A 21264-nucleotide genomic window follows, 5' to 3' on the forward strand; every position below is an offset into this window, starting at 1 on the left:
CGCGACGCTCCTGGACAGGGGTCGGGAGGCGCACTACAGTCGACCCCGGGATAAGGCAAGGCTTACCGAACAAGCCGGCTCGGGGTGGGAGCAGCCCCCTCCTCGTCCACCATCGACCAAGAGAACACGCGTGCCCGCAAACTACCTCATCGGCCTCCGTGAAGGCCTCGAAGCCGGCCTCGTGGTCGGCATCCTCGTCGCGTACCTGACCAAGCTGGGCCGACGCGACGTCCTGCCGCGGCTGTGGACCGGCATCGCCGCAGCCATCGTCATCTCTCTGACGACCGGCGCGATCCTCACCTGGGGACCGTCCACGCTCTCGTTCCAGGCGCAGGAGATCATCGGCGGGGGCCTCTCGATCCTGGCGGTCGGCCTGGTGACCTGGATGATCTTCTGGATGGGGGCGAACGCCCGCAGTCTGAAGGGTGAGCTCGAGTCCAAGCTCGACGGCGCGATCTCCGGCTCCGGCCTGGGAATCGTGGTGCTCGGCTTCATCAGCGTCGGCCGCGAGGGGATCGAGACCGCCCTCTTCGTCTGGGCGAGCGTGTCCTCGAGCAGCGCCGGCTCCGGGACGGACGCCTGGACGGGAACGATCAGCGCGCTGCTCGGGATCATCAGCGCTGTGCTGGTCTCGTACCTGATCTTCCGCGGCTTCGTGCGCATCGACCTCGGCCGCTTCTTCACCTGGACGGGCGGCTTCCTCATCCTGGTCGCCGCCGGCGTGCTCTCGTACGGCGTGGGCGACCTCCAGGAGGCGTCGGTGCTGCCCGGCTGGGGTGCGCCGCTGTTCTCCCTCGGCCCGATCCTCCCGCCGCCCGTCACGGCGGTGCTCGGCGGTCTCTTCAACTACACGCCGGAGCCAACCGCGCTGCAGTTCGTGGTCTGGCTGCTCTACCTCGTCGTCGTCGGGCTGCTCTTCGTCCGCCAGGTCCGCCTGCGCGGCCCGCGTCGGGGCAGCGCGGCCCCGGTCGCCTCCCCCGCCCCCACATCCGTCTGACCCTGCGCCGCCATCCCGGAGCACTCCCCCTCGATCCCAGGAGAACCATGTCCTCGCGCGCTCGTCCCACCCGCCGTCCGCTCCCCCGCGTCGCTCTCGGCCTCGCCGGCACCGGCGCGCTCGCCCTGCTGCTCACGGGGTGCGTGCCCAATACTCCGGCGTCGTCCTCGAGCGCCGCACTCGACGTGGCGATCAGCGACGACGCGTGCGATGTCTCGGCAACCACGGCCGAGGCCGGACCCGTCACGTTCTCGCTCACCAACGGCGGCTCCGACGTCAACGAGTTCGAGATCCTCGCCGACGACAAGCTGCGCATCGTGGGAGAGAAGGAGAACGTCACTCCGGGTCAGAGCGTGTCCTATGTGGCTCAGCTCGAGCCGGGCACCTACTACACCGCCTGTAAGTTCCAGCAGGTCGGCGCTCCCGTGGGGCTGAGCGAATTCACGGTCACGGGCGAGGCGACCGCGCAGTCGGCCGATCAGAAGGCGGCGACGGAGGCAGCGGTCACCAACTACGTCTCCTACGTGAAGTCGCAGGTCGGCGAGCTGCTGCCGGCCGTGACGGAGTTCGCCCAGGCCTACGAGTCGGGCGACGACGAGAAGGCGCGCAGCCTCTTCGCCTCGACGCGCGTCTTCTACGAGCGCATCGAGCCCACGGCCGAGGCGTTCGGCGACCTCGACCCAAGGATCGACTACCGCGAGGTCGACGCGGTCGCCGAGGGCCTGGACTGGACCGGCTTCCACCGCATCGAGAAGGATCTGTGGGTTCCGGCCGAGGGGGCGCTCAACTCCGACGGCACCAGCGCTTTCCTCGACTGGGCACCGTCGACCACCGAGCAGCGCGCACAGTTCGGTCAGGGCCTCGTCGCCGATGTGCAGAGCCTCTCCGACCTCGTGAACACCTCCGACTTCACCGTCTCGGTGGGCGACATCTCGAACGGGGCCATCGGCCTGCTCGACGAGGTAGCGGCGGGCAAGATCACCGGCGAGGAGGACTGGTGGTCGAGCACCGACCTCACCGACTTCGCCGCGAACGTGCAGGGTGCGGAGGTGGCCTTCGGCAACGTCGAACCCATCGCGACCGCGACCGGTGACGACGGGGCAGATCTCACCACCCAGATCACGCAGCGCTTCTCGGAGCTGGATGCACTGCTCGCGCAGTACGGCTCGATCGACTCGGGCTTCGTCGCCTATTCGACGCTGACCGCTGAACAGAAGAAGGAGCTGTCGGACCAGGTCAACGCCCTCTCGGAGCCCCTCTCGCAGCTCACCCACACGGTGCTCGGTGTCGAGGAGCCGGCAGCGTAGTGGACGCCGAGGAGCGCACGGAGCCGGAGCAGCCGGAGTCCACCGACGAGGTCGTTCACCCCCGCCGACTCTCGCGGCGGGGGCTGCTGGGCCTCGTCTCGGCCGGCACCGCCGGGCTCGCCGCGGGAATCGGTGGCACCGTGGCCGTCACCTCCGCCACGAGCGCGACCGCTTCCTCCTCGGCGCGCACCGTCCCCTTCTTCGGGGCGAACCAGGCCGGGATCACCACCGCCGCACAGGACCGCCTGCACTTCGCCGCCTTCGATCTCGCCGCCGGAACCAGCCGCGAGGACCTGATCGAGCTGCTGAAAGACTGGACCCTCGCCGCCTCCCGGCTCACGCAGGGCCTCGAGGTGACCGAGGAGGGCGCGGTCGGCGGAGCGGACACGGCACCTCCCGAGGACACCGGTGAAGCGCTGGGGCTGGACGCCGCCTCGCTGACGATCACCGTCGGCTTCGGCCCGAGCCTGTTCACCGATGAGAACGGTTCGGACCGGTTCGGCCTTGCGGCGCGTCGCCCCCCGGAGCTCCAGACGCTGCCCCGGTTCCGCGGTGACGCCCTGGTACCCGCGGCGGGAGGCGGCGATCTCTGCGTGCAGGCCTGCGCGGACGACCCGCAGGTCGCCGTGCACGCGATCCGGAACCTCAGCAGGATCGCGTTCGGGCGCGCCTCGCTGCGCTGGTCGCAGCTCGGCTTCGGGCGCACCTCCTCCACCTCGACGGCTCAGGCGACCCCGCGCAACCTCTTCGGCTTCAAGGACGGCACGGCCAATGTGAAGTCCGAGGAGCCCGACGCCGTTCACGAGCACGTCTGGGTGTCGGCGGCGGACGGCCCAGACTGGCTCGTCGGCGGCAGCTACCTGGTCGCCCGCAAGATCCGCATGATCATCGAGACCTGGGACCGCAGCCAGCTCGGCGAGCAGGAGCGCGTGATCGGCCGCAGCAAGGGCTCGGGCGCCCCGCTCTCAGGCGGAGCCGAGTTCGCCGAGCCGGACTTCACCGCGACAGGGGCCACCGGTGCGCCGCTGATCGACAAGGACTCGCACGTGCGCCTCGCGCATCCGAGCGTGAACGACGGGGTGCGGCTGCTGCGCCGCGGCTACAACTTCGTCGACGGCAACGACGAGCTGGGGCGCCTGAACGCGGGCCTGTTCTTCCTCTCCTTCCAGCGGTCGCCGCAGCAGTTCATCACCGTGCAGAAGAGCCTCGCGACCGATGCGCTGAACGAGTACGTGAAGCACGTCGGATCGGCGGTGTTCGCCGTGCCCCCCGGCGCCCGCGACGAGAACGACTACCTCGGCTCCGCGCTCTTCGCCTGAACCGGGGCCCGGATCGGCCGGGGACCCGAGGAGATCGGCACCCGAGGAGATCCGCGCCCGAGGAGATCGGCACCTGAGGAGATCGGCGCCTGAGGAGATCCGCATGCCGTCCCAGGCTCCGGCGAGCGTCCTCCGGGAACGCGCCGAGCCGCCGCTCCTACCCTCGGGGCGATGTCCGGGAACAGCACGAGGAACGGTCCGACGAAACGCGAACGCCAAGAACGCGCCCGCGCCGAGGCGCGGGAGCGGTGGGAGGCGGAGCGCCGCCGGCGTCGCCGGAACAGGCTCCTCGGCCAGGGCGGGGCGGTGATCGGGCTGCTCACGGTGGTCGCGCTGGTGTGCTGGAACATGTGGTCGCAGCAGAAGATCGCGAGCGCCGGCCCCGCGAACATGATCAGCGACGGGATCGTGCTGGCCGGAGACGGTTCTGCCGTGACCGTGCAGACCACACCCGCTCTCGCTCCCGAGGCGCTCCCGGTCGCCACCGACGAGAGCGCCACCCGCGGCCGGGGAATCGTGGCCGTCGACCTCTACGTCGACTACCTCTGCCCCTACTGCGGCCAGTTCGAGACGACCAACGCCGAACAGCTCCAGAGCTGGCTGACGCAGGGCGCCATCACCCTCGAGATCCACCCGATCGCCATCCTCGACTCCTCCTCCGCCGGATCGCAGTACTCGAGTCGCGCCGCGAACGCCGCGGCCTGCGTGGCCGACGAGGACCCGGACCGCTTCCTGGCCGTCACTGCCGCGCTCTTCGCCCAGCAGCCGGCGGAGGGGACCACGGGCCTCGACGACGACGCGCTGCGCTCCCTCGTGACGGGTGCGGGAGTGACCGACGACGACGTGCTGGCCTGCATCACCAGCGGGGAATTCCGGCCGTGGGTCGCAGCGGCGACGAAGCGTGCGACGACCGAACCGCTCGCGAACTCGTCGCTCGCGAAGCTGGAATCGACTCCGACAGTGCTCGTGAACGGCCAGCAGTACACCGGGAAGCCCGACGACGCGTCGGCCTTCGTGTCGTTCACCACGAGCACCCTCGAGGCGGAGTCGGCGACGCCGTCGCCCGAACCGACGCCGACCGGCTGACCAGCCGCGCCTCCCGCTCGGCAGGCGCGGACGACGTGCCCGGGCCCTCGCGGCGCCCGGCGGGGGTCAGCCCTGCTTCTTGAGACGGCTGGTCATGCGCGCGCGGGCGTTGGCATCGAGCTCGACCTTGCGGATGCGGACGACCTCGGGGGTCACCTCGACGCACTCGTCCTCACGGGCGAACTCGAGGCACTCCTCGAGGGTCAGCTGGCGGGACGGCGTCATCGACTCGAAGGTGTCGGAGGTCGACTGACGCATGTTGGTCAGCTTCTTCTCCTTGGTGATGTTGACGTCCATGTCGTCGTTGCGCGAGTTCTCGCCGATGACCATGCCCTCGTAGACCTCCTCTGTGGGGTTCACGAAGAAGGTCATCCGCTCCTGCAGCGCGATGATGGCGAACGGCGTCACGACGCCCGAGCGGTCGGCCACGATGGAGCCGTTGTTGCGGGTGACGATGGCGCCGGCCCACGGCTCGTAGCCGTGCAGGATCGCGTTCGCGATGCCCGTGCCGCGCGTGGTGGTGAGGAACTCGGTCCGGAAGCCGATCAGGCCGCGCGAGGGGACGATGAACTCCATCCGCACCCAGCCGGTGCCGTGGTTCGACATGCCCTCCATGCGGCCCTTGCGAGCGGCGAGGAGCTGCGTGATCGCGCCGAGGTACTCCTCCGGAGCGTCGATGGTGAGGTGCTCGAAGGGCTCGTGCGTCTTCCCGTCGACCTGGCGGGTGACCACCTGGGGCTTTCCGACGGTGAGCTCGTAGCCCTCGCGGCGCATCTGCTCGACGAGGATGGCCAGCGCGAGCTCGCCACGGCCCTGGACCTCCCACGAGTCGGGTCGTCCGATGTCGACGATCTTGAGCGACACGTTGCCGATGAGCTCGCGGTCGAGACGGTCCTTGACCATGCGCGCGGTGAGCTTGTGGCCCTTGACCTTGCCGACGAGCGGCGAGGTGTTGGTGCCGATCGTCATCGAGATCGCAGGGTCGTCGACCGTGATGGCCGGCAGCGGACGGATGTCCTCGGGGTCGGCGATGGTCTCACCGATGGTGATCTCGGGGAAGCCCGCGATCGCGACGATGTCGCCGGGGCCGGCCGACTCCGCCGGGTAGCGGTCGAGAGCCTTCGTGATCAGCAGCTCGGTGATGCGGGCGTTCGTGTGCGTGCCGTCGTGGTGGACCCACGCGACGGTCTGCCCCTTCTTGATCGTGCCGTTGAAGACGCGCAGGAGGGCGAGACGGCCGAGGAACGGCGAGGCGTCGAGGTTGGTGACGTGGGCCTGAAGGGGCGCTCCGTCGTCGTAGGTGGGGGCCGGGATGTGCGTGAGGATCGCCTCGAACAGCGGCTCGAGGTCCTCGGCGTCGGGCAGCGAGCCGTCCTCGGGCTTGTTCGCGGAAGCTCGGCCAGCCTTGCCGGAGGCGTAGACGACGGGCACGTCGAGGATCGCGTCGAGGTCGAGGTCCGGCACATCGTCGGCGAGGTCGGAGGCGAGGCCGAGCAGGAGGTCCTGGCTCTCGGCGACGACCTCGTCAATGCGCGCATCAGGCCGGTCGGTCTTGTTGACCAGCAGGATCACGGGGAGCTTCGCCTCCAGCGCCTTGCGCAGAACGAAGCGGGTCTGCGGGAGGGGGCCCTCCGACGCGTCGACCAGGAGGCACACGCCGTCGACCATCGAGAGGCCGCGCTCGACCTCACCGCCGAAGTCGGCGTGGCCGGGGGTGTCGATCACGTTGATGGTGATGGGACCGTCGGTCGCGTGCTTGCCGCTGTACGAGACAGCGGTGTTCTTCGCGAGGATAGTGATGCCCTTCTCGCGCTCGAGCTCGTTCGAGTCCATCGCGCGCTCGTCCACGTGGGCGTGCGCGTCGAAGGAGTTCGTCTGCTTGAGCATGGCGTCGACCAGCGTGGTCTTGCCATGGTCGACGTGGGCGACGATCGCGACGTTGCGCAGGTCGGAGCGGGTGGCACTTGCCATGTGAACGGACTCGTCTCGTGTTCTCGTGCAAAAGGGGGACCATCCATCGTAGCGCAGCGAAGCGGCACGACGGCGAAGAGCCCCGGATCCCCGCACGGGTCGCCCCCGAGGGAACGCTCCGCGCGGGGCCGGGGCCCGTGGATCCGTCGGTCAGACCGCGAACTCGATGCCGGCGCCGGGAATGGCGGCGAGCAGCTCACGGGTGTACTCCTGCTGCGGCGAGTCGAACACCGTGTCGGTCGGGGCGTGCTCGACGATCCGCCCCTTCTGCATCACACAGACGTCGTCGGCGATCACGCGGACCACCGCCAGGTCGTGGGTGATGAACAGGTAGGTCAGCCCGAGCTCGGCCTGCAGATCGGCGAGGAGGCGGAGGATCTGCGCCTGGACGAGCACGTCCAGCGCCGACACCGCCTCGTCGAGCACCACGATCTCGGGCTTGAGCGCGAGCGCGCGGGCGATCGCCACGCGCTGGCGCTGGCCACCCGAGAGCTCGTTGGGGTACCGGCTCGCGATCACGCGCGGCAGGGACACCTGGTCGAGCAGCTCGAGGACTCGCTCGCGCTGCGACGCGCGGTCGCCGACCTTGTGCACGCGCAGCGGCTCCGAGATGGTGTTGCCGATGTTGTGCAGCGGGTCGAGCGAGCCATACGGGTCCTGGAACACCGGCTGCATCGAACGGCGCAGCGCCAGCATCTGCTTGCCCTTGAGCTTCTCGGTGCGGCGCCCGGCGATCGAGATCGCTCCGGAGGTGGCCGTCTCGAGGCCGAGCACGAGACGCGCGATCGTCGACTTGCCCGAGCCGGACTCGCCGACGAGCGCCGTGGTGGTGCCCTTCGGGATCGAGAACGACACGCTGTCGACGGCGGTGAAGTCCTCGGCCTTCAAGCCGCCGCGGCGGATCTTGAAGACCTTCGTCAGGCCGTCGACCTCGATCATCGGGGCGCCGGCGACGACCGCACCCGCCTGGTGGGCGCCGACGAGGTCGACCTCGCGGACGGCGGCGGACTCGCCGGGAACCGCCTCCGTCGCTGCACCCGCCGTGGACTGGATGCGGCGCGAAGCGAGGCTCGGCGCCGCCGCGATCAGGCGCTGCGTGTAGGGGTGCTGCGGGTTCTGCAGCACCTCCACCGAGGCGCCGGACTCGACGATCCGCCCCTTGTACATCACGATGAGCTTCTCGGCGCGCTCCGCGGCGAGGCCCAGGTCGTGGGTGATGAACAGCAGCGCGGTGCCGTCGGTCTTCGTCAGAGTCTCGAGGTGGTCGAGGATGCGGCGCTGGACCGTGACGTCGAGCGCCGAGGTGGGCTCGTCGGCGATCAGGAGCTGCGGAGCGGCGGCCAGGCCGATGCCGATCAGCACGCGCTGGCGCATGCCTCCCGAGAACTGGTGTGGGAACTGCTTGAGCCGCTTCTCGGCGTCCGCGAGGCCCGCGTTCTGGAGGACCTCGATCGCCTTCGCGCGCACCTCCTTGCGACCGGTCGCGAGGCCGTTGGCCTTGATGGTCTCCTCGACCTGGAAACCGACCGACCACACCGGGTTGAGGTTCGACATCGGGTCCTGCGGGACGTAGCCGATGCGGCGCCCGCGGATGTCCTCCAGCTCGGTCCTCGTCGCCGTGGCGAGGTCCTTGCCGTCGAACAGCACTGAGCCACCCGTGACGGTGCCGGTGCCGGGCAGCAGGCCGATGATCGCCGCGGCAGTCGTCGACTTGCCCGAGCCCGACTCCCCCACGATCGCCACGGTCTGGCCGTGCTCGATCGTGAGGCTCACACCGCGGAGGGCGGGAACGAGGCCGCTGCCGGTCTGGAAGCCCACCTCGAGGTCGGTGACCTCGAGCAGGGGCCCCTTCGGCGCATTCGGTGTCGTGGACGTCATCGGAGGGCCCTCGCCTTCGGGTCGAGCGCGTCGCGGAGCGACTCGCCCAGGAGGATGAAGCTCAGCACCGTCACCGTCAGGGCGATCGACGGATAGATCAGCGTCTGCGGATTGGTGCGGAGGTCGCGCTGCGCCTGGCTGATGTCGTTGCCCCACGACATCACCGAACCCGGCAGCCCGACACCGAGGAACGACAGCGTCGCCTCCGCGGTGATGGCGGCGCCGAGCGAGATGGTCGTGACGACGATGACGGGAGCGATCGAGTTCGGCAGCACGTGCCGGAACAGGATCGCCAGGCGGGACAGGCCCGTCGCAGTGGCGGCGCCGACGAAGTCGGACTGCTTCACGCGGAGGACCTCGGAGCGCAGCACCCGGGCCGTGGTCGGCCAGGCGAAGGCGCCGATCGCCAGAGCGATCACGAAGACGTTCCGGTGCTCCGAGAACACCGACATGATGACGACCGCGGCCAGGATGTAGGGGATCGAGAAGAAGATGTCGCCCAGACGCATGATCACGGTGTCGACCCAGCCGCCGAAGAAGCCGGCCAGCGCGCCGCCGATGACTCCGGAGACGGTCGTGATGACGATCACGATCAGGCCGACGGTCAGCGACGTGGACGTGCCGTGGATGATCCGCGAGTAGACATCGCAGCCCTGCTTCGTGTATCCGAGGAGGCTGTCGCCGCCCGGGCCCTGATTGCTGAACGAGAGCGCGCACTGCCGCGGATCCACCGAGGTGAACAGGCCAGGGAACAGGGCGACCGCGATGACCACGAGGATCAGGACGCCCGAGATCCAGAACATCGGGCGCTTGCGCAGGTCGCGCCACGCGTCGCTCCAGAGGTTGCTGGGCTTCTCGTCGAGGCTGACGGCGTCGATCGAGGCGATCGGCGTCTCCTCGAGCGGGGCCACGAAGTGGTCGATGCGGCGGGGCTTCTGCGCGCCGCCGGGGAACTCATTTGGCATAGCGGATCCTCGGGTCGAGTACGGCGTAGAGCAGGTCGACGAGGATGTTCACCACGAGGTAGAACAGCACCATGACCGTGACGAAGGAGACGACCGTGGGCCGCTCCCCTCTGATGATCGCCTGATACAGGGTGTTCCCGACTCCGGGAACGTTGAAGATGCCCTCGGTCACGGTCGCGCCGACGATCAGGAGGCCGAAGTCGGCTCCGAACTGCGTCGTGACCGGGATGAGCGAGTTGCGCAGGATGTGCACGGGGATCACGCGGCGGCGCGGAAGACCCTTGCTGTAGGCGGTGCGCACGAAGTCCGAGCCGGCGGTCTCGATGATCGAGCCGCGGGTGAGGCGGATCGCCGAGGCGACCACGAAGAGAGCGAGCACGATCGCCGGCAGCAGCAGGCGCTGGAACGACACGTCTGCGCCGACCGTCGGGCTGAACCAGCCCAGCTGGATCGCGAAGAAGGACTGCGCGATGAAGCAGAGCACGAAGATCGGCACCGAGACGAGCAGGAGGCTCACGACGAGCGCGCTCGCATCGAAGAAGCTGCCCTTGCGCAGGCCGCTGATGAGGCCGATGGTCAGGGCGACGACGATCTCGATGATGATCGCCATCATGGCCAGCGTCAGGGTGACCGGGAAGGTGCGGGCGAGGATCTCGTTGACCGACTGGCCCGAGAAGGAGATGCCGAAGTCGCCGCGGACGACGCCTCCCAGGTAGTACAGGTACTGGACGAAGAAGGGCTCGTTCAGGTGGTACTGCTCCTCGAGGCGGGCGAGGAGCGCGGGGCTCGGCGTCTTGTCGCCGAAGAGCGACAGGAGCGGGTTCCCCGGCATGGAGAAGACCATGAAGTAGATGAGGAACGTGGTGCCGATGAGCACGGGGACGGCTTGCAGGATGCGTCGGACGATGTAGGCGAGCATGTCAGCCCTGCCGGTTCCGGTGTCGCATGGATGGAGACCTCATTCGATTGTGACCGAAACAGGGCGCTCCGCCCGTGCCCCGACCGGGTGGTCGACGGCACGGGCGAAGCGCCCCAGTGGTTCGAGCTTAGTTCTTGGTGATCTCGTAGTAGAGCGGCACCGAGTTCCAGCCGAACTCGACGTTGGACACGTTCTCGCTGTAGCCGCCGGTCACGTTCGCGTACCACAGGGGCAGCGAGGGGAGGTCCTGGAGGAGGATCTCCTGCGCCTGCTGGAACGTCTTGTTCGCAGCGTCGGTGTCGGAGTCGGAGAGGCCCTGCTGGACGAGGGCGTCGAACTCGGGGTTCGAGTAGTCGCCGTCGTTCGAGGAGCCGCCGGTCACGTACAGCGGGCCGAGGAAGTTGTTCAGGCTCGGGTAGTCGGCCTGCCATCCGGTGCGGAACGCGGTCTCGATCGAACGGTCGACGATCTTGGTGCGCGCCTCGGCGAAGGTCGGGTAGGCCTCGCCCTCGGCGTCGATCCCGAGAGTGTTCTTGATCGAGTTGGTGACCGCGTCGACCCAGCCCTGGTGGCCTCCGTCAGCGTTGTAGGCGATCTTGAAGGTCCCGTCCCAGGGGCTGATCGCGTCGGCCTGAGCCCACAGCTTCTTGGCCTCGTCGGCGTTGTACTCGAGGACCTCGGCGCCCGAGAGCGACTCGCTGTAGCCGTCGATCACCGGCGAGGTGAAGTCGGAGGCCGGGGTGCGGGTGCCGTCGAAGATGACGTCGGTGATCTCCTTGCGGTCGAAGGCCATCGAGATGGCCTGACGGCGCAGCTTGCCCTCCTCACCGCCGAAGTGCGCGAGGCGCTCCGGGATGGTGAACGACTGGAACACGGCCGAGGGCTGGTTCACGGCGCGGTCGCCGAGGTCGCTCTGGAAGGTGCTGAACGCGGAGTCCGGGATCTGGTCGACCACGTCGACGTTGCCGGCGAGCAGGTCCGCGTAGGAGGCGTCCTGCGTCGCGTAGAAGACGATCTTCAGGCCGCCGTTCTTCGCCTCGCGGGGACCGGTGTAGTCCTCGTTCTTGGCCAGCTCGATCTGGACGTCGTGCTGCCAGGCGTCGTCGCCGTCCAGCTTGTACGGTCCGTTGCCGATGGGGTTCTGGCCGAACGCGTCCATGTCGTCGAACGCCACGGCGGGGAGCGGGTAGAACGCCGAGTAGCCGAGGCTGATCGGGAAGTCCGACTGCGGCGCCTTGAGTGCGACGGTGAAGGAGGTGTCGTCGACGACCTTCAGACCGGTCAGCTCGCTGTCCTCGGTGTCGCTGAAGCCCTCGATGTTCGAGAAGAACGAGGAGCTGATCTGGTTGTTCGAGAGCTTGGCGCCATAGTTCCAGGCGTCCACGAACGAGCTCGACGTGACCGGGTCGCCGTTGGTGAAGGTCAGGCCCGACTTGATCGTGATGGTGTAGTTCTGGGCGTCGTCCGACTCGATCGACTCGGCGACATCGTTCTCGGGGGCGCCCTTAGCGTCGTAGTAGACCAGGCCCGCGAAGATCTCGTCGAGGATCTTGCCGCCGCCCACCTCGTTGGTGTTGGTCGGGATCAGCGGGTTCTGGGGCTCGGAGCCGTTGGTGGAGATGATCGCGGCGGCGTCGCCTCCCGATGCACCCCCGCCCGAGTCGCCCGAGCTGCTGCAGCCGGCCAGGACCAGCGTGCTCGCGGCGACGAGCGCCAGAGCCCCGAGTCCGTAACGTCTGATGTTCACTATTCCTCCAGTGGTGTGGGGGCGCGCGAGAAGTGGTTTCCCTGACGCGTGGGGTGCCGTGCGCGTGGCTACGGCGTCGGCGCACGAGACTGGTGGCCGTCGTGCGGATGCCGTGAACGAGACTATGTATTCGCTCGCTATCTGCACAAAAGCAGGTGGAAACCGTTACACAGCGGTAACCAGGGGATGGAATCCTTGCGTCGATCCGCATGAAACGTGCGTCGCGCGGCCCCATGGCGCAACACATCGATCCAGAGGAGACCCACGGAGTGTCCACCGACCTGACAGCGTCCGGACGGCCCTCACGGCGGATCGGCATCGAGGTCCTGCTCGTCCTCGGGCTCTCGCTGGGCGCCTCCGCGGTCTACTCGATCGTGTCGATCACGAACCGGCTGACGCGGCCCACGTCGCTCGGCGATCAGACGGCGACGATCAACGGCGCGCTCAGCGACCGGCCGGTGTTCGACCTGGTCTATCAGCTGCTCGCCCTGTTCTTCGATCTCGTCCCCGTGGCGCTCTGCGCGTTCCTGCTCTGGCAGAGCTCGGGCCGGCCACTCGGGCGCCTCGGCCTGGACTTGCGGCGCCCGCTCGGTGATCTCGGCACGGGGACGGCCATCGCCGTCGCCATCGGCGCGCCGGGCATCGCGCTCTACGCCGTGGGGCGTGCGCTCGGGATCACGGTCGCCGTGAGCGCCGCGCCCGACGACTGGCTCTGGTGGACGGTGCCGGTCCTGGTGCTCTCGGCGATCAGGGCGGGGGTGCAGGAGGAGGTCATCGTCATCGGCTACCTCTTCGCCCGCCTCGGCGATCTGGGCTGGGGGCGCTGGCGGATCCTGCTGACGAGCGCGCTCCTGCGGGGCAGCTACCACCTGTACCAGGGCATCGGGCCCTTCATCGGGAACGTGGTCATGGGGGTGGTCTTCGGGCTGTTCTACCAGCGCTTCGGGCGGACACTGCCGCTGGTGATCGCCCACTCGATCATCGACATCGTGTCGTTCGTCGGGTACCCGCTGGCCGTCGCGCTCTGGCCGGGCCTGTTCGCGCCGCCGACCCGGCAGAACGAAGGCTGAGAAGGCGGAGAGCGGCGTTCTCGGGCTCATCAGCACTCCTGGCCTTCGTTGTGTCGGAGTGGGCAAGTCCTCGTGCCCCAGCGGTGCACTCCCTGCCGGACCATCGACGCGAGGACCGCCTCGGTCGCGGGCCACTCGTGGAGCACCTGGCGCGCAGACAGCCGCACGACGACGAACCCCCTGGCGTGGAGCGCGAGGCCTCGCCGGTAGTCCTCCTCGAGCTGCACCGAGCCGGCGTGGAACCGGCGCCCGTCGGTCTCCACGCACAGCCGGTCCCCGATCAGGTTGTCCAGCCGCCCGACTCCGGGGACGTGGACCTGCGCACGGACAGGGGCTCCGATCCGGACGGCGGCGAGGCGGATCCTGGTCTCCAGCCCGGACTGGCACAGAGGTTCGACCAGATCGAACAGGGCGCGCTTGCCGACCGGAGCGATGCCGCGCAGATCGAGGAGATCGGAGTAGGCGATCGCGCCGGAGTTCACCGCGGAGTCGAGGGCCATGACCGCCTCCTCAGCGGGGAGGCAGGTCAGAACGTGAAGGACGGACGAGCGGATGCCGTCGACCGACGCCGTCCCCGTGCCACACCCCGGCCAGCGCCGCCAGTGGAGCAGCACCCCTGGTCGCGGGCGCGCTGTCGCGTTCGGCGGCACGGCGACGTGGAGCGGCCCCTCCGCGAGCACCCACAGGCCTGCCGCCACGAGTGCCGAAGCGCAGGTGAGCACACCGCCCGCTGCCACGGCGGCGATCTCGGCCTCCGGCGCGCCGGGCAGCGCGAACCACCCGTGGCGGACCCGGTGCACCGCACCGGTTCGAACGGCGCTCAGCAGATGATGGCGCGTGCAGCCGGCTGCGGCGAGCTGAGCCGCAGAGGCGAAGCCGCCCAGCTCGGCGAGCACGGCGAGTAGTCGGTCCATCCGGCAACGATGACCGGCGGGCAGCCGCGTCGGCACCAACCGACCGCGGTCTGTGGAGAGCGGGCCTCGTCCGCCGTCTGTGGAGAAACGCTCGGCGACCGCTCCTCGACGGAGGACTCGACGCCGCCCCCTCATAACAAAGGCTGAGACCTCGTGAGCCGCCTCCCGAGGGCGGATCTGAGCTCTCAGCCTTCGTTCTGCAGGCGGATCAGGCGAAGGCCTCGATCGGCGGGCAGGCGCACACCAGGTTGCGATCGCCGTAGGCCTGGTCGACGCGGCGGACCGGTGGCCAGTACTTGCCGCGCACGAGCGAGCGGACCGGGTAGACCGCCTCCTGGCGACTGTAGGGGTGGGTCCACTCCTCGGCCACCAGGCACTCGGCCGTGTGCGGAGCGCCTCGCAGCGGGTTGTCGTCCAGCGGCCACTCCCCCGCGCCGACCCGGTCGGCCTCGGCCCTGATCCCGATCATCGCCTCGATGAAGCGGTCGATCTCGGCGAGGTCCTCACTCTCGGTCGGCTCGACCATCAGGGTCCCCGCGACGGGGAAGCTCATGGTCGGTGCGTGGAAGCCGTAGTCGATGAGGCGCTTGGCCACGTCGTCCACCGTCACTCCGGTCGCGGCCGTGAGCGGGCGGATGTCGAGGATGCACTCGTGCGCGACCAGGCCGTTCTCGCCGGTGTACAGCACGGGGAAGTGTTCGCGGAGGCGCGCGGCCACGTAGTTCGCCGAGAGGACGGCGGCGCCGGTCGCGGCACGCAGCCCCTCCTCGCCCATCATCCGGGCGTAGGCCCACGAGATCGGCAGGATGCTAGGGCTGCCGTAGGGCGCCGCCGACACCGGGGCACCGCCGTGCACGATCCGCTCGCCCAGCTGCCCGACGCCGTGCTCGAGCCGCTGCGCGAGCGGATGCCCGGGCAGGAACGGCGCGAGGTGCGCCTTCGCGGCGACCGGGCCGACGCCGGGGCCGCCTCCGCCGTGGGGGATGCAGAACGTCTTGTGCAGGTTGAGGTGCGAGACGTCGCCACCGAAGTCGCCGAAGCGGGCGAAGCCGAGCAGGGCGTTGAGGTTCGCGCCGTCGACGTAAACCTGGCCGCCGGCCTCGTGGACGAGGCGGCAGATCTCGGCGACCTCGTGTTCGTAGACGCCGTGCGTGGACGGGTAGGTGATCATCAGCGCGGCGAGCGCCTCGGCGTGCTCGCCGATCCTGGCGCGCAGGTCGTCGAGGTCGACGTTGCCCAGCTCGTCGCAGGCGACGACCACGACGCGCATCCCCGCGAGGACAGCGCTCGCCGCATTGGTGCCGTGCGCGCTGGAGGGGATCAGGCAGACGGTGCGGTCGGCGTCGCCGCGGGACCGGTGCCAGCCGCGGATCGCCAGGAGCCCGGCGAGCTCCCCCTGCGAGCCGGCGTTGGGCTGGAGCGAGACCGAGTCGTAGCCGGTGAGGTGGGCCAGCCACCCCTCCAGCTGGTCGATCAGCGCGAGCGAGCCCTGCACGTCGGCCTCGGGCGCGAACGGGTGCAGGTCCGCGAACTCGGGCCAGCTGACCGCCTCCATCTCAGCGGCGGCGTTGAGCTTCATCGTGCAGGAGCCGAGCGGGATCATGCCGCGGTCCAGCGCGTAGTCGGCATCGGCGAGGCGCTTGAGGAAGCGCATCATCGACGTCTCGCTGTGGTGGCTGCTGAAGACGGGGTGCACGAGGAAGGGAGTGCGCCGCTCGAGCGCGACGGGGATGCTGCGGGCCGCGCCGCCGACGAAGCCGAACGACGAGTCGAGGTCGCCGATGGCCGTCGCGACGGCGATCACCTCGAGGTCGGTGACGGTCTCGTCGATCGAGACGGCCACCGTGTCGGCGTCGACGAGCCGCACGTCGAACCCTGCGTCGCGCGCGCGGGCGACCGCCGCCTCCGCACCACCGGGGACGACGAGGGACACGGTGTCGAAGAAGTCGGCGTGACGCAGGGCGTGGCCGCGGTCGAGCAGGAGGCGCGCCAGAAGCGCGGCACGTCCGTGCACGCGCTCGGCGATCGCGGCGAGTCCGTCGGGGCCGTGGTAGACCGCGTACATCGCCGCCATCACGGCCAACAGCACCTGCGCGGTGCAGATGTTGGAGGTCGCCTTCTCGCGGCGGATGTGCTGCTCGCGGGCCTGCAGCGACAGGCGGTAGGCCGGGTGGCCCGCCGCGTCCTGGCTCACGCCGACCAGGCGGCCGGGGAGCTGGCGCTCGAGTCCCGTGCGCACCGCGAGGTAGCCGGCGTGCGGTCCGCCGAAGCCCATCGGCACGCCGAAGCGCTGCGAGGTGCCGACCGCGATGTCCGCGCCGAGCTCGCCCGGCGAGCGGACGAGGGTGAGCGCGAGGAGGTCGGCGGCGACGACACCGAGACCGCCACGGGCCTTGACGGCGGCGAGGACGTCCGACGGGTCCCAGAGCTGGCCGGACGCGCCCGGGTACTGCACGAGGGCGCCGAACGCCTCGGGCACCTCCTTGGCCGGGGTGCGCGAGAGCGGGAGCTCGACGATGCGGATACCGACCGCCTCCGCCCGGCCGCGCAGCAGCGCGAGCGTCTGGGGCAGGGCATCGGAGTCGGCGACGAAGACATCGGTGCGCGCCTTCGAGGCGCGGCGCGCCAGCAGCATCGCCTCGACGACCGCGGTGCCCTCGTCGAGCATCGAGGCGCCGGCCGTGTCGAGGCCGGTGAGCTCGGACACCATCGTCTGGAAGGTGATCAGGGCCTCCAGGCGACCCTGAGAGATCTCGGGCTGGTAGGGCGTGTAAGCCGTGTACCAGCTGGGGTTCTCGAGCACGTTCCGCTTGATCACCGCGGGGGTGTGCGTGCCGTGGTAGCCGAGGCCGATCAGCGGGCGGCGCACCATGTTGCGGGCGGCGAGCGCGCGCAGCTCGGCGAGCGCCTCCGTCTCGGTGGCCGGCGCGGGCAGCACAGGAGCGAGCTCGCGCACGCGGATGGACTCGGGCACGGCCGCGGTGACGAGCTCCTCGACGCAGTCGTAGCCGAGGGCCGCGAGCATCGTGCGCTGGGCGTCGGCGTCGGTCCCGATGTGGCGGGACTCGAACGCGCCGGGGGCCCTGGTGGCCGCCATCTACTCGCCCACCAGCTCGGTGTAGGCGGCGGCGTCGAGCAGCCCTTCGGGGAGCGCGTCGACGCGCACCCGGATCAGCCACCCTTCGCCGAACGGGTCGGAGTTGACCAGCTCGGGGCTGTCGACGACGGCCGCATTGGTTTCGAGGACCTCGCCGTCGACCGGCGCGAAGAGCTCGCCGACCGACTTGGTCGACTCGATCTCGCCGACGACGCTGCCGCCCTCGACGCGGGAGCCCGCCTCCGGCAGCTCGACGAAGACGACGTCGCCCAGCTTGTCGGCGGCGTAGGACGTGATGCCGACGGTCGCGACATCGCCGTCGACGCGGATCCACTCATGGTCGGAGGTGTACTGCAGCGGGGAGGGCACGGCCATGTCAGTTCTTCTTTCTCGAGTAGAAGGGGAGCTCGGTGACGGTCATCGGGAGGCGTGTGCCGCGGATGTCGACGGCGAGCACCGTCCCCGGCTGCGCGGCGGAGGGCGCGACGTAGGCCATCGCGATCGGCAGTCCGAGGGTCGGCGAGAGGACGCCGCTGGTGACGACTCCGACCTCGTCGTCGCCGGAGAGGACGGTGTAGTCGGCACGGGCGGCGCGTCGACCATCGCCGACCAGGCCCACCAGGACGGGCGCGTCGCCTGCGGGCCCCTCCTCGGTCGCGGCGCGACCGACGAAGTCGATCGGCTTGCCCAGCGCGACGATGCGCCCCAGGCCCGCCTGGGCCGGAAAGATCTCGCGCGAGAGCTCGTGGCCGTAGAGCGGCATGCCCGCCTCGAGCCGGAGAGTGTCGCGAGCGGCAAGACCGGCGGGGACGAGGCCCGCTCCCCCGCCGGTCTCGGCGAGGGCCTGCCAGAGGGTGGGAGCGGTCTCGGGGGCCAGGTAGATCTCGAAGCCGTCCTCCCCCGTGTAGCCCGTGCGCGCGATCAGGACCGGGTGCGCCTCGAAGGTCGCGGGGACCGCGCGGTAGTAGCGCAGCTCGGCGAGGAGGCGGGCGGCGGCGGCGGTGTCGAGCACCGCCTCCTCGCCGTGCTCGACCGCGAGACCCGGCAGGTTCTGCAGGATCTCGAGCGAGCGGGGGCCCTGGATCGCGATGAGCGCGATGTCGTCGCTCTCGTCGAACAGCTCGCACTCGAACATCGCGGTGCGGTCGCGCAGGGTCTCGACGACGATGCGTCGGTTGGCGGCGTTCGCGACCACCATGAAGCGGTCCTCGCCTGTGCGATAGACGACCAGATCGTCGATCACGCCGCCGGTGCGCTCGAGCAGCAGGGTGTACTTCGCGCGGCCGACGGCCACCGCCGAGAGGTCGCTCGCGAGGGCGTAGTCGAGGGCGTCGACCGCCTCGGGCCCCACGAGGAGGATCTCGGCCATGTGCGAGAGGTCGAACAGGCCGGCGGCGGTGCGCACGGCGTGGTGCTCGGCGAGATCGCCGGAGTAGCGCACCGGCATCTGCCAGCCGGCGAAGTCGGTGAAGGACGCGCCCGCAGCGACATGCACCTCGTGCAGGGGCGAGTAGCGGACCTCGGTCGAGGGGGTCTCGGACATGAGTTCTCCAATTCATCGCAGTGCTGGACTCGCGCCGCCGATGCGGCAGAGCACAGCAGTGCCGTGGGAACTCCCCCTCTGTCGTGGAGCCTGAGAGATTCGCGCCGTCGCGGAGTGCGGCGCTTTCACCATCGGCGGATCCGAGCGGATCGCTTTCCAGAGTGGCCAGTTCGACGCGGTACAAGACCTGAGAGATTGGCGGGGAGGCTTGCTCCTTCGGTGCCGACCGGAGCCGGCTCTCCCGCGTCGCGTATGCGGCCCGGTATTCGATTGTCCGGTCAGCCTAGCGGGCGGCACGGACCGGCGTCGGGTCCCTCTCGCCACATCCTCGGGCTGGCGTTCGGGTCGCGACGACACTAAGGTTGCTCCCACACTTAAAGTCAGTGCGACTCACAGGCGGGAGCCGGCGTGGAGGCGATTCAGCTCGCGGTCTCGACCGTCATCTTCGCCCTGCGCCCCCACCCCGAGACCGGAGCCAGCACCGTCTGGATCCCCGTCGTCCGCCGTATCCGCGAACCCTTCGAGGGGCTCTGGGCACTGCCCGGCGGGCCGCTGCACCCGGAGGAGGACCTGGCGGAGTCCGCGCGCCGCACCCTCCGCGAGACCACCGCGCTCGCCCCGCGCTACCTCGAGCAGCTCTACGCCGTCGGCGGCACCGACCGCTCCCCCGGCGAGCGCCGCGTGGTCTCGATCGTCTACTGGGCGCTCGTGCGCACCTCCGAGGCCGACGAGGCGACCGTCGGCGAGAACGTCACGTGGCTGTGCACCGATCTCCCCCTCGATCTGGCCTTCGACCACGGAGTGATCGTGGAGTACGCCCTGTGGCGGCTGCGCAACAAGATGGAGTACTCGCGCATCGCCCAGGCGTTCCTCGGCGACACCTTCACCCTCGCCCAGCTGCGGGAGGTGCACGAGGCCGTCCTGCAGAGACCGCTCGACCCGGCGAACTTCCGCCGGACGATCGAGGCCTCACGGGCCGTGGTGCCGACGGGACAGCGCCTGACCGGCACCCGCCACCGGCCGCCCCGCCTGTACCGCTACGACGCGTCGGCGGCCCTCGTCGACAACGGCCCGCTCCCCATCTGAGCCCGCCGACCCTCCATCCGCTTCCGCCCGCCTCCGCCACCGCCCGACACTCCGCCGCCTCCCGAGGAGACACCGTGACATCCGTCGACAGCACCATCCGGCTCATCGAGAGCGGGTCTGCCCCCGGCGCGACCTGCGCGCCCGAGCTGGCCGAGGCGCCCTGGTCGTTCGACCTGGGCCTGCCCGCGTACGGCCCCGGTGCCTCCCAGGCGGACCCGATCCCCCTCGACGCGCCTGTGCAGGGCAGGCTGCCCGAGGAGTACACGGCGGCGAGCGCCGAGGAGCTGCACCACCGCATCCTGAACGCGAAGCAGACGCTGGGCGGGCGCGTCCTCGTGCTGGGCCACTTCTACCAGCGCGACGAGGTGGTGCAGTACGCCGACTACGTGGGGGACTCGTTCCAGCTCGCGAAAGCGGCGACCGGCAACCCCGACGCCGAGGCGATCGTGTTCTGCGGCGTGCACTTCATGGCCGAGACGGCCGACATCCTCTCGGGGCCGGAGCAGGCGGTGATCCTGCCGAACCTCGCTGCGGGCTGCTCGATGGCCGACATGGCCGACATCGACTCGGTCGAGGACGCGTGGGCCGAGCTCACCGAGCTCTACGGCACCGACCCGGACGCCGACGGGCGCGTCCCATTGATCCCGGTGACGTACATGAACTCCTCCGCCGCGCTGAAGGCGTTCTGCGGGCGCAACGGCGGCGTGGTCTGCACCTCCTCGAACGCGGCGACGGTGCTCAAGGACGCGTTCGCGCGTGGACAGCGCGTGCTCTTCTTCCCCGACCAGCACCTCGGCCGCAACACCGCGAAGGCGATGGGGGTGCCGCTGGAGCGCATGCCGATGTGGAATCCGCGGAAGCCGCAGGGCGGGTCCGACACCGCGACGCTCCTCGACGCGCAGGTGATCCTCTGGCACGGCTTCTGCTCGGTGCACAAGCGCTTCACCGTCGCGCAGATCGCGAAGGCGCGCGCCGAGCACCCGGGCGTGCGCGTGATCGTGCATCCGGAGTGTCCGATGGCCGTGGTCGACGCGGCCGACGAGTACGGCTCGACCGACTACATCGTGAAGGCGATCCAGGCGGCGCCGGCGGGCTCGACCTTCGCGATCGGCACCGAGATCAACCTGGTGCAGCGCCTGGCCTCCCAGTACCCGCAGCACACGATCTTCTGCCTCGACGATGTGGTCTGCCCGTGCTCGACGATGTACCGCATCCACCCCGGCTACCTCGCCTGGGTGCTCGAGGGCCTGGTCTCGGGCACCGTCCTCAACCGCATCTCGGTGGAGGAGTCGGTGCAGGTCCAGGCGCGCGTCGCACTCGAGCGGATGCTGGCCGCGGTGCCGCCCGCGGGTCCGGCGGCCTGAC

Annotated in this window: 16 protein-coding genes and 2 riboswitches; of the genes, 7 read left to right on the forward strand and 9 right to left on the reverse strand. The window is 69.9% G+C overall.

The genetic code is table 11. The features are described from left to right. Window positions 1-130: 130 nt before the first annotated feature. The 4 genes from efeU (at window position 131) to GSU10_RS09755 (ending at window position 4709) form a co-directional block, all read left to right on the forward strand. Window positions 131-997, forward strand: a complete 867-nt coding sequence (efeU, locus tag GSU10_RS09740; protein WP_068208315.1) for an iron uptake transporter permease EfeU — start codon at window positions 131-133, stop codon at window positions 995-997. A 47-nt stretch (window positions 998-1044) separates the two neighbouring features. Continuing rightward, the gene (efeO, locus tag GSU10_RS09745; protein WP_068208320.1) at window positions 1045-2304 is read left to right on the forward strand and encodes an iron uptake system protein EfeO; all 1260 of its coding nucleotides are present in this window, start codon (window positions 1045-1047) and stop codon (window positions 2302-2304) included. Next, a complete protein-coding gene (efeB, locus tag GSU10_RS09750; protein WP_068208322.1) occupies window positions 2304-3623 on the forward strand; it encodes an iron uptake transporter deferrochelatase/peroxidase subunit in 1320 nt (439 codons plus the stop codon). Before efeO ends, efeB begins: the two co-directional genes overlap by 1 nt. A gap of 171 nt (window positions 3624-3794) precedes the next feature. Continuing rightward, a complete protein-coding gene (locus GSU10_RS09755; RefSeq protein ID WP_132504095.1) occupies window positions 3795-4709 on the forward strand; it encodes a DsbA family protein in 915 nt (304 codons plus the stop codon). Window positions 4710-4775: 66 nt separating this feature from the next. Here GSU10_RS09755 and typA read toward each other — a convergent pair whose 3' ends face one another. The 5 genes from typA to GSU10_RS09780 form a co-directional block, all read right to left on the reverse strand. Continuing rightward, the gene (gene typA / locus GSU10_RS09760) at window positions 4776-6680 is read right to left on the reverse strand and encodes a translational GTPase TypA (protein WP_068208325.1); all 1905 of its coding nucleotides are present in this window, start codon (window positions 6678-6680) and stop codon (window positions 4776-4778) included. Window positions 6681-6830: 150 nt separating this feature from the next. Then, the gene (locus tag GSU10_RS09765; protein ID WP_068208327.1) at window positions 6831-8558 is read right to left on the reverse strand and encodes a dipeptide ABC transporter ATP-binding protein; all 1728 of its coding nucleotides are present in this window, start codon (window positions 8556-8558) and stop codon (window positions 6831-6833) included. Continuing rightward, complete coding sequence (locus GSU10_RS09770; protein WP_068208330.1) at window positions 8555-9523, reverse strand: ABC transporter permease; 969 nt, start codon at window positions 9521-9523, stop codon at window positions 8555-8557. Before GSU10_RS09770 ends, GSU10_RS09765 begins: the two co-directional genes overlap by 4 nt. Next, window positions 9513-10442 (reverse strand): ABC transporter permease, encoded by a 930-nt coding sequence (locus tag GSU10_RS09775; protein WP_068208333.1) that lies wholly within the window; start codon window positions 10440-10442, stop codon window positions 9513-9515. The genes GSU10_RS09770 and GSU10_RS09775 overlap by 11 nt, the downstream gene beginning before the upstream one ends. A gap of 127 nt (window positions 10443-10569) precedes the next feature. Continuing rightward, window positions 10570-12189 (reverse strand): peptide ABC transporter substrate-binding protein, encoded by a 1620-nt coding sequence (locus tag GSU10_RS09780; protein ID WP_068208336.1) that lies wholly within the window; start codon window positions 12187-12189, stop codon window positions 10570-10572. Window positions 12190-12458: 269 nt separating this feature from the next. Here GSU10_RS09780 and GSU10_RS09785 point away from each other — a divergent pair, with 269 nt between their 5' ends. Continuing rightward, window positions 12459-13259 carry a CPBP family intramembrane glutamic endopeptidase gene (locus tag GSU10_RS09785; protein WP_241972874.1) on the forward strand — a complete coding sequence of 267 codons (801 nt, stop codon included), beginning with the start codon at window positions 12459-12461 and terminating at the stop codon, window positions 13257-13259. A 29-nt stretch (window positions 13260-13288) separates the two neighbouring features. On the opposite strand, the gene GSU10_RS09790 is transcribed toward GSU10_RS09785, so the two are convergent. The 4 genes from GSU10_RS09790 to gcvT form a co-directional block, all read right to left on the reverse strand. Continuing rightward, window positions 13289-14173, reverse strand: coding sequence for a type IV toxin-antitoxin system AbiEi family antitoxin domain-containing protein (locus GSU10_RS09790; protein WP_132504093.1), 885 nt, complete (start codon window positions 14171-14173; stop codon window positions 13289-13291). 208 nt (window positions 14174-14381) lie between these two features. After that, complete coding sequence (gcvP, locus tag GSU10_RS09795; protein WP_132504091.1) at window positions 14382-17270, reverse strand: aminomethyl-transferring glycine dehydrogenase; 2889 nt, start codon at window positions 17268-17270, stop codon at window positions 14382-14384. Then, on the reverse strand, window positions 17271-17645 hold the full coding sequence (gcvH, locus tag GSU10_RS09800) for a glycine cleavage system protein GcvH (protein WP_068212427.1): 375 nt from the start codon (window positions 17643-17645) through the stop codon (window positions 17271-17273). It lies immediately after the preceding gene. Window position 17646: 1 nt separating this feature from the next. Further along, window positions 17647-18813 carry a glycine cleavage system aminomethyltransferase GcvT gene (gcvT, locus tag GSU10_RS09805; protein WP_068212425.1) on the reverse strand — a complete coding sequence of 389 codons (1167 nt, stop codon included), beginning with the start codon at window positions 18811-18813 and terminating at the stop codon, window positions 17647-17649. 71 nt (window positions 18814-18884) lie between these two features. Continuing rightward, window positions 18885-18978, reverse strand: a riboswitch (glycine riboswitch). A gap of 1 nt (window position 18979) precedes the next feature. Next, window positions 18980-19067, reverse strand: a riboswitch (glycine riboswitch). Between the two features lie 154 nt (window positions 19068-19221). Between gcvT and GSU10_RS09810 the strand changes: the two genes are divergently transcribed. Together GSU10_RS09810 and nadA are read left to right on the forward strand one after the other, a co-directional pair. Continuing rightward, window positions 19222-19899 carry an NUDIX hydrolase gene (locus GSU10_RS09810; protein ID WP_132504089.1) on the forward strand — a complete coding sequence of 226 codons (678 nt, stop codon included), beginning with the start codon at window positions 19222-19224 and terminating at the stop codon, window positions 19897-19899. Window positions 19900-19973: 74 nt separating this feature from the next. Beyond that, the gene (nadA, locus tag GSU10_RS09815; RefSeq protein ID WP_068212423.1) at window positions 19974-21263 is read left to right on the forward strand and encodes a quinolinate synthase NadA; all 1290 of its coding nucleotides are present in this window, start codon (window positions 19974-19976) and stop codon (window positions 21261-21263) included. The last annotated feature ends 1 nt before the right edge of the window (window position 21264 follow it).

The sequence above is a fragment of the Rathayibacter tanaceti genome, assembly GCF_009834165.1.
Lineage (GTDB): Bacteria > Actinomycetota > Actinomycetes > Actinomycetales > Microbacteriaceae > Rathayibacter > Rathayibacter tanaceti.